The sequence below is a fragment of the Thermophilibacter provencensis genome (assembly GCF_030372065.1).
GTDB classification, from domain to species: domain Bacteria; phylum Actinomycetota; class Coriobacteriia; order Coriobacteriales; family Atopobiaceae; genus Thermophilibacter; species Thermophilibacter provencensis_A.
In genome coordinates this window covers 188,064-201,266 of sequence record NZ_JAUDEA010000001.1, presented here as the reverse complement: position 1 = coordinate 201,266, position 13,203 = coordinate 188,064, and the positions used below count along the sequence as shown (strand labels likewise).

Annotated in this window: 10 protein-coding genes; 7 read left to right on the top strand and 3 right to left on the bottom strand. The window is 67.2% G+C overall.

Annotated elements, in window-relative coordinates; translation table 11 throughout:
- Window positions 1–58 precede the first annotated feature (58 nt).
- Entirely contained in the window at window positions 59–1,114 is a 1,056-nt protein-coding gene (locus tag QUW25_RS00960) for a threonine aldolase family protein (protein WP_289510365.1), read from the bottom strand.
- 328 nt (window positions 1,115–1,442) lie between these two features.
- Here QUW25_RS00960 and QUW25_RS00955 point away from each other — a divergent pair, with 328 nt between their 5' ends.
- Window positions 1,443–2,489 (top strand): branched-chain amino acid aminotransferase, encoded by a 1,047-nt coding sequence (locus QUW25_RS00955; protein ID WP_289510364.1) that lies wholly within the window; start codon window positions 1,443–1,445, stop codon window positions 2,487–2,489.
- A gap of 67 nt (window positions 2,490–2,556) precedes the next feature.
- Here QUW25_RS00955 and QUW25_RS00950 read toward each other — a convergent pair whose 3' ends face one another.
- Window positions 2,557–2,688, bottom strand: a complete 132-nt coding sequence (locus tag QUW25_RS00950; RefSeq protein WP_289510363.1) for a hypothetical protein — start codon at window positions 2,686–2,688, stop codon at window positions 2,557–2,559.
- 164 nt (window positions 2,689–2,852) lie between these two features.
- Here QUW25_RS00950 and gatC point away from each other — a divergent pair, with 164 nt between their 5' ends.
- From gatC to QUW25_RS00930, 4 genes are all read left to right on the top strand, one after another.
- A complete protein-coding gene (gene gatC / locus QUW25_RS00945) occupies window positions 2,853–3,170 on the top strand; it encodes an Asp-tRNA(Asn)/Glu-tRNA(Gln) amidotransferase subunit GatC (RefSeq protein ID WP_289510362.1) in 318 nt (105 codons plus the stop codon).
- On the top strand, window positions 3,170–4,672 hold the full coding sequence (gatA, locus tag QUW25_RS00940) for an Asp-tRNA(Asn)/Glu-tRNA(Gln) amidotransferase subunit GatA (RefSeq protein ID WP_289510361.1): 1,503 nt from the start codon (window positions 3,170–3,172) through the stop codon (window positions 4,670–4,672). The genes gatC and gatA overlap by 1 nt, the downstream gene beginning before the upstream one ends.
- Window positions 4,669–6,177 (top strand): Asp-tRNA(Asn)/Glu-tRNA(Gln) amidotransferase subunit GatB, encoded by a 1,509-nt coding sequence (gatB, locus tag QUW25_RS00935; RefSeq protein WP_289510360.1) that lies wholly within the window; start codon window positions 4,669–4,671, stop codon window positions 6,175–6,177. Before gatA ends, gatB begins: the two co-directional genes overlap by 4 nt.
- A gap of 342 nt (window positions 6,178–6,519) precedes the next feature.
- Window positions 6,520–7,464 carry a YitT family protein gene (locus QUW25_RS00930; RefSeq protein WP_289510359.1) on the top strand — a complete coding sequence of 315 codons (945 nt, stop codon included), beginning with the start codon at window positions 6,520–6,522 and terminating at the stop codon, window positions 7,462–7,464.
- A gap of 380 nt (window positions 7,465–7,844) precedes the next feature.
- Here the strand turns inward: QUW25_RS00930 and QUW25_RS00925 are convergent, their stop codons facing one another.
- Window positions 7,845–8,501, bottom strand: a complete 657-nt coding sequence (locus tag QUW25_RS00925; RefSeq protein WP_289510358.1) for a helix-turn-helix transcriptional regulator — start codon at window positions 8,499–8,501, stop codon at window positions 7,845–7,847.
- A gap of 240 nt (window positions 8,502–8,741) precedes the next feature.
- Here QUW25_RS00925 and ssnA point away from each other — a divergent pair, with 240 nt between their 5' ends.
- Both ssnA and ygfK read left to right on the top strand, forming a co-directional pair.
- The gene (gene ssnA, locus QUW25_RS00920; protein WP_289510357.1) at window positions 8,742–10,085 is read left to right on the top strand and encodes a putative aminohydrolase SsnA; all 1,344 of its coding nucleotides are present in this window, start codon (window positions 8,742–8,744) and stop codon (window positions 10,083–10,085) included.
- A 108-nt stretch (window positions 10,086–10,193) separates the two neighbouring features.
- On the top strand, window positions 10,194–13,190 hold the full coding sequence (gene ygfK, locus QUW25_RS00915) for a putative selenate reductase subunit YgfK (protein ID WP_289510356.1): 2,997 nt from the start codon (window positions 10,194–10,196) through the stop codon (window positions 13,188–13,190).
- Window positions 13,191–13,203 lie beyond the last annotated feature (13 nt).

Genomic DNA, 13,203 nt, shown 5'->3' with positions numbered 1-13,203 from the left:
CCGTCGCGGACGAGTCGCGGCGGGGCCCTTCGTGAGGCGGGTGTGGGCCGGGCGTGGCCTACGCGAGCGTGCCGGCCAGGGCAATCAGCTCGTCCACGTCCTTCTCGCCGGTGGCCCAGGAGCACACAAAGCGCACGACCACCTGCTCGTCGCTGAGCTCGTAGAAGGTCTCGCAGCCGCAGGCCGCCTCGAGGGCGTCGCGCTGGGCGGGCGTCACGACAAAGAACTGCTGGTTGGAGGCAGAGTCACCGTAGGGCTTGAAGCCAAGCTCCACGAGCCCCGCGCGCAGCCGCAGCGCGCACTCGTTGGCGTTTCTCGCCAGCCTCCAGTAGAGCGTCTCGCCGCCGTCCGCCGCAGGCTCGAAGGCCGTCTCAAACTGCACGCCGAGCAGGCGCCCCTTGGCCAGAAGCCCGCAGCGCTCCTTCTGCAGGAACGGGAAGGCCTCGCGCAGGCGCGGGTGGGCGATGACCATGGCCTCGCCGAAGAGCAGGCCGTTCTTGGTGCCGCCGATGTAAAAGGCCCCGCAGCGGCGGGCGATGTGCTCCAGCGTGAGGCCGCCCGCGGCGGGGGAGGTGAGGGCGCTGCCCAGGCGCGCCCCGTCGAGGAAGACGGGCAGGTCGTGGGAGTCGGCCCAGTCGCAGATGGCGTCGAAGCGCTCGAGGTCCCACACGCCGCCGAGCTCGGTGGTGTCGGAGATGTAGACGCAGCCGGGGCGCGTCATGTGGCGCCCGCACGAGTTCTGGAAGCGCCACACGCGCTCGGCCGCCTCGGGGGAGAGGAAGCCGTCGGAGTCGTCGGTGGGCAGCACGGTGCGGCCGCACGCGGCGACGGCGCCCGTCTCGTGCACGTTGATGTGGGCGTCCTTGGTGCAGACGGCGCCCTCCCACTCGCGCAGGAGGCCGGTCACGCCGATGACGTTGGCGGAGGTGCCGCCCACGCAGAACTCCACGTCCACGTCGTCGCGGCCGCAGGCGGCGCGAATGAGCTCGCGCGCCCGCTCGCAGTGGGGGTCGCCCTCGGTGTAGCCAACGGTCTGCTCGTCGTTGGTTGCCGCGAGCGCGGCCAGGATCTCGGGAGCGGCGCCCTCGGAGTAGTCGTTGCGGAACATGCGCATGGCGGGCCTCTTCTTCTCGACGATTTTCTCGGCTCGATTGTACGCTGCCGCGCGCCCGCCACCCCTCCCGCGGCGCCCGTCACCCCTCCCAAACCCACGTTTTTCTCGTCAGAATGTGGGTTTGGGAGGGTTCAGAAAGCTTAACGCCGCTCAAATCTCGCTTCTGAGGCATGAAATGAAGGTTTGAGAGGGGGCAACCGCGCGGCGAGAAGACGGTGCGCCCCGCCTCGCCGGGCAATGTTACAACCTCGCAAAGGTGGGCGCGGCCACGTCGCGGAGGGTTTATCGTGTGCGCAGCACACAATCCCGGCACGAGGGGGCAACAACCATGGCAGTGGAGAAGAAGGACATCGACTGGGGCAGCCTCGGCTTTGCCTACCAGCCCACCGACTACAGCTACGTCTGCAACTACAAGGACGGTGCCTGGGAGGAGGGCGGCCTCACCACCGACCACACCCTCACGCTCTCCGAGTGCGCGGGCATCTTCCACTACTGCCAGGAGGTCTTCGAGGGCCTCAAGGCCTACACCACCAAGAGCGGCGACATCGTCTGCTTCCGCCCGGACCTCAACGCCTCCCGCATGGCCGACTCCGCGTGTCGCATCGTGATGCCGCCCTTCCCGGAGGACAAGTTCGTCGAGGCCGTCAAGATGGTCGTCAAGGCCAACGAGGCCTGGGTGCCGCCCTTCGGCTCCGGCGCCACGCTCTACGTGCGCCCGATCATGGTGGCAACCGGCGAGGTCATCGGCGTCAAGCCGGCCGACGAGTACCAGTTCCGCATTCTCGTGACGCCGGTGGGCCCGTACTACTCCGGCGGCGTCAAGCCCGTGGCCGTGAAGGTCCCCGAGTACGACCGCGCCGCGCCCCACGGCACCGGCGCCATCAAGGCCGGCCTCAACTACGCCATGAGTCTCTACCCGAGCGTCCAGGCGCACGCCGAGGGCTTTGCGGACAACATGTTCCTCGACCCGCAGACCCACACCTACGTGGAGGAGTCCGGCGGCGCCAACTTCCTGTTCGTGGACAAGGACGGCACGCTCGTGGTGCCGCAGTCCGCCACGGACTCCATCCTGCCCTCCATCACGCGCCGCAGCCTCGTGCAGGTGGCGCAGGACCTGCTCGGCATGACCGTGGTGGAGCGCCCGGTGAAGTTCTCCGAGGTGGCCGAGGGTGCCTTCGTGGAGTGCGGCATGTGCGGCACCGCTGCCGTGATCAGCCCCGTCGGCAAGGTCGTGAGCGGCGAGACCGAGGTCACCTTCGGCGAGGGCGGCATGGAGCACGTTGGCCCCGTGATGGCCAAGCTGCGCGAGACGCTGACCGGCATCCAGGACGGCGAGGTCGAGGGCCCCGAGGGTTGGGTCGTCAAGATCTGCTAGGCGAGAAGAACCTCACAGCGCACGGCTGGGGCGCCCGGCGGGACCATGCGTCTCGCCGGGCGTCTCCCTAGGACAGCACGACGACGCCGTCCTTCTCGTCTACCGTCGCGTCGAGGCCGAAGAGGCGCGCGAAGGCGTCGACGTCGACGAGCGCGTAGCGTGCGGCGCCCCCGGCGAGGCTGTCCTGCCGCAGGCGCATCGTCTCCCCGTCGAGCGTGAGCAGCGCGTCCGTGGTGCCCGAGCGGTCGGTCCGGAGCGTGACGGTGCCGCCCGTGCCCCGGCGTTTGTTGCGGCCGCGTCTCCACGTCGCGCCCGCGCCCGGCCCCTGTCGTAGAATGTCCCCAGCAAACGACAGGAGGACCCATGCCGCTTTCTAGAGAAGACGTCGGCAGCATCGCCGACTACGCGCGGATCGCCCTCACGGACGCGGAGCTCGACGAGATGACCGCGTACATGAACGAGGCCGTGGCGCTGCTCGAGCCCATCCGCCAGTACGACCTCGAGGGGGTCGAGCCCACGTTCCATCCCATCGGGGACCTGTCCAACGTCATGTCACAGGACGTGCCCGATGACGAGGTCCGCCACCTCCCCGTGGACGTGGCGCTGTCCAACGCCGGTGCCAGCCGCGAGCGCAGCTTCCGCGTGCCGTCCATCCTCGGCGACCAGGGGGGTGACCGCTAATGGCCAGCTTCGACCAGCTCTCTGCCGCCCAGATTGCGGCGGGCGTCGCAAACGGCGACTTCACCGCCGTTGAGGTCGCGCGTGCCGCTCTCGACGCTGTGGGCGCGCGCGATGGTGAGGTCAAGGCGTTCCTGCAGGTCTCCGCCGACCTCGCGCTCGAGGCTGCCGAGAAGACCGACAAGGCCCGCGCGGCGGGCGAGAAGCTCGGGCCCCTCGCCGGCGTTCCCGTTGCCTTCAAGGACAACATGAACCTCGTGGGCACCCGCACCACCTGCGCCTCGCGCATGCTCGCCAACTACGAGAGCCCCTACACCGCCACCTGCGTCCAGCGCATGCTCGACGCCGGAGCCACGCCCGTGGGCAAGACCAACATGGACGAGTTTGCCTTTGGCAGCTCCACCGAGTCCTCGGCCTTCCACCCCACGGCCAACCCCTGGGACACCGCGCGCGTCCCGGGCGGCTCCTCGGGCGGGTCTGCCGCGGCCGTCGCCGCTGGCGAGGTCACGGTCTCCCTGGGCTCCGACACCGGCGGCTCCATCCGCCAGCCGGCCTCGCTCTGCGGCGTGGTGGGCATGAAGCCCACCTACGGTGCGGTCAGCCGCTACGGCGTGGTGGCCTTTGGCTCCTCGCTCGACCAGGCCGGTCCCTTCGGCCGCAGCGTCGAGGACGTGGCCCTGGCCATGAACGCGCTCACCGCGGGCGGGAGCGACCCATGGGACTCCACGAGCCAGCTGGTTGACGTCGATTTTCTCGCCCATCTGAACGATTCCATCGAGGGGCGCCGCGTGGGCATCGTGCCCGCCCTCATGGAGGCCGCGGGCCTCACCGACGAGGTCCGTGACGCCGTCATCGCCGCCGGCCGCGCCCTGCAGGACCAGGGCGCCGAGCTCGTGGAGGTGGACCTCCCCAACATCGCCTCCGCCATCGCCGCCTACTACGTGATCGCGCCGTGCGAGGCCTTCTCCAACCTCGCGCGCTTTGACGGCGTGCGCTACGGCTACCAGGAGCAGGGCTGCGCCACGCTGGCCGAGCAGACCTCGCTCTCCCGCGCGCACGGCTTTGGCGAGGAGGCCAAGCGCCGCCAGATGCTGGGCGCCTACCTCCTCTCCAGCGGCACCTACGACAAGTACTACTACCCGGCGCAGCAGGTCCGGACCCTCATCACGGCGGACTACGCCCGCGCCTACGAGCAGTGCGACGTCATCCTCATGCCGGCCGCGCCGCGCACGGCATTCAAGTTCGGCGAGCTCAGCGACCCCACGCAGATGTATGCCTCCGACCTGTTCACGATCTCCAACAACATTGTCGGCAACGGTGGCGTCTCCGTGCCGCTGGGCCTGGGCGCACAGAGCGGCCTGCCCGTGTCCGCACAGCTGCAGGGTCCGGCCTTTGCCGACGACCGCCTGCTCACGTTTGCGCGTGCGATCGAGCGGTCCTTCTCGCCCGACGGCGGGGCCCCCGTTGCGCCCGCGTTTGCCGGGAAGGGGGGTGAGCTCGCATGAAGAAGCTCGCTGAGGTCCTCAAGGACTGGGAGGCCGTGATCGGCCTCGAGGTCCACACCGAGCTCACCACGCTCGAGACCAAGATGTTCTGCAACTGCCGTCTCTCCCACGACGATGCGCCCAACACCAACGTCTGCCCCGTCTGCCTGGGCATGCCGGGCGCGCTGCCCGTGCCCAACGAGAAGGCCATCGAGTCGATCGTGATGGCGGGCCTGGCTACCAACTGTGAGATCCAGCGCCACTCCATGTTCTACCGCAAGCACTACTTCTACCCGGACATGGCCAAGAACTTCCAGACCACGCAGGGCCCCGTGGCGTTCTGCATGCACGGCCACCTGGACCTGGAGGTCTCCGGCGCCGGCGCCAAGGAGCGCCCGGACTCCACCGTCGAGAAGAACGACGACGGCTCCTACGTGGCGCCCATCCGGATCCTGCGCATCCACATGGAGGAGGACGCCGCCAAGATGGTGCACGTGGGCGGCGAGGAGGGCCGCATCACCGCCGCCACCGAGAGCCTCATCGACTACAACCGCTGCGGCACCCCGCTCATCGAGCTCGTCACCGAGCCCGACCTGCGCACGCCCGAGGAGGCGCGCCTCTTCATGGAGAAGCTGCGCCAGACCTTCCTCACGCTCGGCATCTCAGACTGCTCGCTCGAGAGCGGCTCCATGCGCTGCGACGGCAACATATCGCTGCGTCGCCGCGGCGAGACCAGGTTTGGCACCAAGACCGAGATGAAGAACATCAACTCGTTCAAGAGCCTGCACGACGCGCTCGAGTACGAGATCTGCCGTCAGGCCGAGGTGCTCGAGGAGGGCGGCATCGTCTACCAGGAGACGCGTCACTGGGAGCCGAGCCGCCGCCGCACCGTGGTCATGCGCGTCAAGGAGACTGCGGACGACTACCGCCTCTTCCCGGACCCGGACCTCGCTCCCTTCGACCTCACGGACGAGTTCGTGGAGCGCTGCCGTGCGCGCATCCCGGAGCTGCCGGACGCCAAGCGCGACCGCTATATGGCCAGCTTTGGCCTCAAGCGCGCCGATGCCGCCCAGCTTGCGGGCGACCCGAAGGTCGCAGCCTTCTTCGAGCGGGCCCTCGAGGGCGCAGGCGAGAAGGTCGTGGGCACGCTGGCCAACGTGATGGTGAACCTCGCACCGAGCTACGACGCGCTCACGGTGGCCCAGGTCCGCGGAATCGCCGCGCTTCTCGCCGAGGACGCGATCACGTTTGCCCAGGCACGCGAGGTGCTCGACGCGATCAACGGCACCGAGGAGGACCCGGCGGCCTACGTGGACGCCCACGGCATGCGCCAGTCCACGGACGCGGACGCGCTCGGCGCCATCGTGGACGAGGTGCTCGCGCGTTGCACGGACCAGGTCCAGCAGTACCGTGACGGCAACAAGAAGGTGCTCGGGTTCCTCGTGGGCCAGTGCATGAAGGCGGCCAAGGGCTCCGGCAACCCCAAGGCGTTCAACAAGATGCTTGCCGAGAAGCTCGAGGGCTAGCGACCGCACCAGATGCCGCGGCGCCCCACGTGGCACGCAGGACTGCGCTTCGCGGAAGATCCTGCTTAGCCACGTGGGGCGCCGCCGCGTCTGGTGGGGCAACATTCGGACGGTTCTTGTCGCCAGACAGTCCGGAACCTGCCCCTACATAAAGTACGGGCAGCTTGTGGACGTTCCGATGGTCCAGACCGTCCGGAACTTGCCCGTGTTTGAGGTGCGGGCGGCCTGTGGACGTTTTTCCGGTCCAAACCGTCCGCGGAGTGCCCGTTCTTCTCGGCAACTGTGCCGTACGAACCTGATAGACTGCCGAGCCGAGGGGCCACGCGGCGCGAGGGGAGCACGATGGACGAGCAGATCGAGGCGGCAGTTGAGCCGGTCTCAGAGGTCGTAACGGAGGACGAGGAGGCGCGCGGCGAGAAGCTCTCGCAGAAGCGCATGGCCTACAGCTTCCCCCAGTTCTTCGTCCTGCTCAACGTGGGCCTCATCCTCACCGCCGTTGCGCTCGTGCTCTTCAAGACGCCCAACCACTTGGCTTTTGGCGGCACCACGGGCTTTGCGATCCTCTTCAACGCGTTGATCCCGGCTCTGCCCGTCTCGGTCTACATGTGGATTCTGAACGCCGTACTGGTGCTTCTGGGCGTCATCTTCCTAGACCGCAAGGTGGTGCTGTGGAGCGCCTTTGCGTCCTTTGCGCTCTCTGGCTACACCTCGCTCTTTGAGTGGCTCTTCCCCGTGACCCAGTCCATCACCGGCGACCTCTGGCTCGACGTCTGCTTTGCGGTGCTGCTGCCTGCTGTGGGCTCGGCCATCGTCTTTGACATCGGCGCGTCCACCGGCGGCACGGACATCCTGGCCATGATCTTGCGCAAGCACACGGACATAGAGATCGGCAAGGCTCTCTTTGCCGTGGACGTGGCCGTTGTGGTGGCGGCGATTGGCCTCTTTGGCGCTCGCGTGGGCCTCTACTGCGTGCTGGCGCTCATCGGCAAGACCTTCGTGGTGGACGGCTTCATCGAGTCCATCCGTCAGCGCAAGGTCTGCCAGGTCATCTGCTCGCGCCCGCGCGACGTGGAGGAGTTCATCGTCAAGAAGCTCGGCCGCACGGCAACGCTTCAGTTTGGCTGGGGCGCGTTCTCCGGCAGGCGCGTCGTGATCCTCACCAGCGTGCTCTCCCGCCGCGAGGCCATGAAGCTGCGGCTCTTTGTGCGCGCGACGGACCCGGGCGCCTTCATCACTGTCACGAGCAGCTCGGAGATCATTGGCCGCGGCTTCCGCGGGGTCAACTAGCGTCGGGTTCCTCGCGCCCCCAAAGGGCGTGTGCGAGGTCGTAGCATAGGCCGCGCAGCCTCGCGCATGTCCCCGAATGAGCGGAGAGGGGGCTCCTTGCCCGCCCACGCGCTGGTGGTTGAAACTTTTTATGCCTGGGGAGAGGCTGCGACCCCAAATCTGCGTCCTTGCGTTTGCAGAGGCGTCGTTTTCATAGGGTTTCATCCGGTTTTGGGCAACACTTTTTATATCGCCGCGAGAAGTGCGTGAGTTTGAGTGGCCCTTGGGGACTTTGGGACAACGTTTTCGCAGGTCGCTCTTCTCGCCGGGGGTGAAATAACGTGCAAGGGCGCATTGGGCATAAAAGGTTTTGCCCAAAACCGGACTGCTTGGCCCGCCGCCTACTCCTCCTTGGGGCCGTTCTTGGCCTCGTCGAGATAGCTGTAGAGGGTGTACTTGGAGATGCCGAAGTACTTGCACACCTTGTAGCCGGACTTGGTGATGAGGAAGGCGCCGGTGTCGTTGAGGTAGCGGATGGCCTGGACCTTCTCCTCGCGCGTCATGAGGGCAACGGGCGTCCCCACGAGCTCCACGCTCTGCTCGATGAGGTCGTCGAGCAGGTCGGCAACGTTGCGGACGATGGGCTCGGGCTCGCGCTCGGTGGACTCGGTCGCGGTGTCGCAGAGCTCAGAGAGCAGGCCGCGCGTGGCGCGCAGGAGGGTGATGTCGTAGTTGATGGCGAGGATGCCCACGGCGTTGCCCTCGTCGTCGTTGATGAAGATGGTGGAGGAGCGCAAGATCTTGCCGTCCGCCGTCTTGGTGAGGTAGCCGATGCGGTCCTCAAAGTGGCGGCCCTTGCTCGCATGCAGGGTCTCGAGCACCACGCGCGAGGGCCCGTCGCCCACCTTGCGGCCCGTGACGTGGCCGTTCTCTATGGCAACGATGGGGTGGGAGGGGTCGGACTTGAGGTCGTGAACGACCACCTCGCAGCCGCTTCCAAACTGCAGCGCGATTGCCTTGGCAAGGCGGCGATAGAAGTCGAGTTGTGTGCTCTCCATGGGGTCCTCCTGTGTGGGTCTAGGACCGTTATTTTAACTTAACTATAACCGCGGTGAAACGTCTGAACATGCCGTTCGCCCCTCTCAACCTACCGTCTAACAGATTTTCTTGTAAGCAGACATTTTGTAAGAATCCCAACCTCATAATAGGAACTGACAAGGCGCCGGGGGCATGTCGACGCATGTCGAGGACATGTCTGGCGTCTTCTCACACGGGTATGCGACGGCGATTGGAGAGACATGATTCTCGTGGGAAACGGACGCGTCATCACGCGCGACCCTGCAAGCCCCTACTTCGAGCATGGTGCCGTTCTGATCGACGGCGACAAGATTGCGGCGGTGGGCGACGAGAGCGCCCTGCGCGCCGCCAACCCCGATGCCGACTACGTTGACGCACACGGCGGCGTCATCATGCCGGGCCTCGTGAACTGCCACACCCACATCTACTCGGGCCTTGCCCGCGGCCTCTCCATCAAGGGCTGCAACCCCACCAACTTCCTCGAGAACCTCGAGCAGCAGTGGTGGAAGATCGACGACAACCTCACGCTCGACGGCACACGCGCGAGCGCCTACGCCACCGTGCTCGACAGCCTGCGCGACGGCGTGACCACGATTTTTGACCACCACGCGAGCTTCTGCGAGATCCCGGGCTCCCTCTTCGCCATCAAGGACGTCTGCGAGGAGACGGGCATCCGCGCGTGCCTGTGCTACGAGACCTCCGACCGTCGCGGCGAGGAGAAGCGCGACCAGTCGATTGCCGAGAACGCCGAGTTTGCGCGCTGGGCGGCCACGCAGGACTCCGGAATGATCGCCGCGATGTTCGGCGGCCACGCCACCTTCACGCTCTCCGATGAGACGATGGACAAGATGGCCGAGGCCAATGACGGCCTCACCGGCTTCCACATCCACGTCTGCGAGGGCATGAACGACGTCTGGGACTCCCGCCTCAACCGCGGCGGCATCTCCCCGATCGAGCGCCTGCTGCAGCACGACCTTCTCGGCCCGCGCACGATGCTCGGCCACTGCATCCACGTCACGCCCGCCGAGATGGACATCATCAAGGAGACCGGCACCCACATCGTCAACAACCCCGAGTCCAACATGGGCAACGCGGTGGGCTGCGCGCCGGTGCTCGAGTTCTTCCGTCGCGGCATCCCCGTCCACATGGGCACGGACGCCTACACGCACGACATGCTGGAGAGCCTCAAGGTCTTCCTCATCATCCAGCGCCACAACGCGGCCATGCCCAACGTGGGCTGGGTCGAGGCCATGACGATGCTCTTCCAGAACAACCCCGCCATGGCGAGCGAGTACTTCGGGCGCACGATCGGCCTGCTCGCGCCCGGCGCCGCGGCCGACGTCATCGTTATGGACTACCCGGTCTTCACGCCTTTCTCGGACGAGAACATCGACGGCCACATGCTCTTTGGCATGATGGGCAAGAACTGCCGCACCACGATCGTCAACGGCAAGGTCCTCTACAAGGACCGCGAGTTCGTGGCCTTTGACGAGGAGCGCATCAACGCCTGGACGCTCGAGCAGTCAAAGAAGCTCTGGGGGGAGCTCAACGAGCGCTCGTACTAGGAACTGACGGCCTCCGCGGGGCCGAGTCACTTCTACGCCGGCGCGCGGTCTCGCCGGCAGGAATGTGACAAAGGGACAGTCCCTTTGTCACATCGGAGAGGAGCAACAATGAGCGACGTCATGAGGCCGATTCCGTTTGCCCAGGTCATGGATTGGGTGCTGACCGAGCACGAGACCCAGGGCAGCATCTTTGGGGTGCGCAAGGCCTACGTCCACAAGGGCGGCGCCGAGAGGATCTTCGAGGAGAGGATCGAGACGCCCTTTGGCCCCGCCGCCGGCCCCAACACCCAGCTCGCGCAGAACATCATTGCGTCCTACGTGGCCGGCTCGCGCTTCTTTGAGCTCAAGACCGTCCAGGTCATGGACGGCGAGGAGCTCTCCGCCTGCGTGAACAAGCCCTGCATCGTGGCCGAGGACGAGTGCTACAACTGCGAGTGGTCCACCGAGCTCACCGTCCCGCAGGCCTTTGCCGAGTACGTCAAGGCCTGGTGGGCCTGCAAGCTCATCGCCCGCGAGTACGGCCTCGGCGACCCGGACGGCTTTGTCTTCAACATGTCCGTGGGCTACAGCCTCGACGGCATCAAGTCCGAGAAGGTCGACAGGTACATCGAGGGCATGAAGGACGCCTCCGGGAGCGAGGTCTGGGCGGAGTGCCGCGACTGGGCGCTCGCCAACCTCGACCGCTTCCAGAACGTGGACGCCGACTTTGTGAACTCCGTCTCTCCGCAGATCTCCAACTCCGTCACCGAGTCCACGCTCCACGGCTGCCCGCCCGACGAGATCGAGCGCATCGCCACCTACCTCATCACCGAGAAGGGCGTGAACACCTACATTAAGTGCAACCCCACGCTCCTGGGCTACGACTTCGCGCGCGAGCGCCTGAACGAGCTCGGCTTTGACTACATCGCCTTCGACGACACGCACTTCCGCGAGGACCTGCAGTGGGCAGACGCCGTGCCCATGTTCGAGCGCCTGATCAAGCTCTGCGACGAGAAGGGCCTCGCGTTTGGCGTCAAGCTCACGAACACCTTCCCGGTGGACGTGACCCGCGGCGAGCTGCCGAGCGAGGAGATGTACATGTCCGGCCGCTCGCTCTTCCCGCTCACGGTTGAGCTCGCGCGCCGCATCTCCCGCCAGTTTGACGGCCGCCTGCGCATCTCCTACTCCGGCGGCGCGGACGCCCGCAACATCCGCGACCTCTACGCGGCCGGCATCTGGCCCATCACCATGGCGACCAACGTCCTCAAGCCCGGCGGCTACGAGCGCTTCTACCAGATCGCCGGCCTTCTTGCCGGCGCGCCGCGCTCCGAGGTCGTTGACGTGGACGCCGTGACCGAGCTTGCCGCCCGCGTTGCCTCCGGCAAGGACTACCGCAAGCCCATCAAGCCGGCCAAGCCGCACAAGATCGACGCCGAGCTCCCGCTCATGAGCTGCTTCACGGCGCCGTGCCGTTCCGGCTGCCCCATCCAGCAGGACATCCCGGCCTACCTCTCCCGCGTTGACGAGGGCAAGTTCGCCGAGGCGCTCCAGATCATCGTGGAGCGCAACGCCCTGCCGCACATCACCGGCAACCTCTGCCCGCACCCCTGCGGGGCCAAGTGCGAGCGCAGCTTCTACGAGCCCGACGGTGCCCGCATCCGCGGCCACAAGCTTGACGCCGCGCGCGGCGGCTTCGAGGAGGTCGTGGCCAAGCTCCGCGCCGCCGGCCCCGCCAAGAGCGCCGCGGCGGCCAACAAGAACGTCGCCGTGATCGGCGGCGGCCCGGCCGGCCTTGCCACGGCGTTCTTCCTCACGCGCGCCGGCGCCAGGGTCACGATCATCGAGCGCACGGACAGTCTCGGCGGCGTGGCGCGCCACGTCATCCCCGAGTTCCGCATCTCCCACGAGGACATCGACCATGACGTTGCCCTCTGCCTCGCCTTTGGTGCGCAGGTTCAGATGGGCCGCGAGGTCACGAGCGTCCGGCAGCTCTTCGACGAGGGCTTCACGGATGTGGTGGTGGCCACGGGTGCCTGGGCGCCGGGCCGTGTGGGCCTCGAGCGCGGCGAGGAGATCGACGTCCTGGACTTCCTGAGGGCGGAGAAGGCCGGCGAGCCCATGGAGCTCGGCACCGACGTCGTGATCGTGGGCGCGGGCAACACCGCCATGGACGCCGCGCGCGTGGCAAAGCGCTCCGCGGGCGTTGAGAACGTGCGTATCGTCTACCGTCGCACCAAGAAGGAGATGCCGGCGGACGAGGAGGAGCTGCAGCTTGCCCTCGAGGAGGGCGTGGAGCTGATGGAGCTCCTTGCCCCCAAGGCCGTGGAGGGCGGCGTCCTCACCTGTGACGTCATGCGCCTCGGCGAGCCCGACGGCTCCGGCCGCCGTCGCCCCGAGCCCACCGGCGAGACCGCGCAGGTTCCCGCGACGGCCGTCATCTGCGCCGTGGGCGAGCAGATCGAGCGCGGGCTCTACGAGGGCGCCGGCGTCGAGGTTGACCGTCGCGGCCGCCCGGCCGGCACCGCCACCGGCGTGGACCACGTCTGGGCCGCCGGCGACTGCCGCCGAGGCCCCGCCACCTTTGTGGAGGCCATCGCCGACGCGCAGGCCGTGGCCCGCGACCTGGCCGGCGTTGACTTCAACGCCTATGCCGAGAAGAACGTCCGCGCCGACAAGCTCGACGCCATCATGGCGCGCAAGGGCGAGATCTGCCTTGACGTGGCCGGCTGCACGACGAGCCGCTGCCTGGGCTGCGCGACCGTCTGCGAGGTCTGCTGCGACGTCTGCCCCAACCGCGCCAACGTGGCGATCAAGGTACCCGGCCTCGCCCAGCAGCAGGTCGTTCACGTGGACGGCATGTGCAACGAGTGCGGCAACTGCGCCGTCTTCTGCCCGTGGAGCGGCCGTCCCTACAAGGACAAGCTCACGCTCTTCTGGAGCGCCGAGGACATGGACGCGAGCGAGAACCACGGCTTCCTGCCGCTGCCCGATGGTACGTTCCGCGTGCGCCTCGCCTCCGGCGAGGGCGTCTATGACGTGAGCGACGCCGCCTGCGGCCTTCCCGAGGACGTGCGCCTCACCATCTGCGCCGTCCGCGACAACTACACGTACCTGCTCGCCAAGTAACGACCAGCCCGCC

Excerpts from the sequence above, each read along its gene's own strand:
- QUW25_RS00930 (WP_289510359.1), top strand. The coding sequence starts at position 6,520 with ATGGACGAGCAGATCGAGGCGGCAGTTGAGCCGGTCTCAGAGGTCGTA.
- QUW25_RS00955 (WP_289510364.1), top strand. The coding sequence starts at position 1,443 with ATGGCAGTGGAGAAGAAGGACATCGACTGGGGCAGCCTCGGCTTTGCC.
- ssnA (WP_289510357.1), top strand. The coding sequence starts at position 8,742 with ATGATTCTCGTGGGAAACGGACGCGTCATCACGCGCGACCCTGCAAGC.
- gatC (WP_289510362.1), top strand. The coding sequence starts at position 2,853 with ATGCCGCTTTCTAGAGAAGACGTCGGCAGCATCGCCGACTACGCGCGG.
- QUW25_RS00925 (WP_289510358.1), bottom strand. The coding sequence starts at position 8,501 with ATGGAGAGCACACAACTCGACTTCTATCGCCGCCTTGCCAAGGCAATC.
- gatA (WP_289510361.1), top strand. The coding sequence starts at position 3,170 with ATGGCCAGCTTCGACCAGCTCTCTGCCGCCCAGATTGCGGCGGGCGTC.
- QUW25_RS00960 (WP_289510365.1), bottom strand. The coding sequence starts at position 1,114 with ATGCGCATGTTCCGCAACGACTACTCCGAGGGCGCCGCTCCCGAGATC.
- gatB (WP_289510360.1), top strand. The coding sequence starts at position 4,669 with ATGAAGAAGCTCGCTGAGGTCCTCAAGGACTGGGAGGCCGTGATCGGC.
- ygfK (WP_289510356.1), top strand. The coding sequence starts at position 10,194 with ATGAGCGACGTCATGAGGCCGATTCCGTTTGCCCAGGTCATGGATTGG.
- QUW25_RS00950 (WP_289510363.1), bottom strand. The coding sequence starts at position 2,688 with ATGCGCCTGCGGCAGGACAGCCTCGCCGGGGGCGCCGCACGCTACGCG.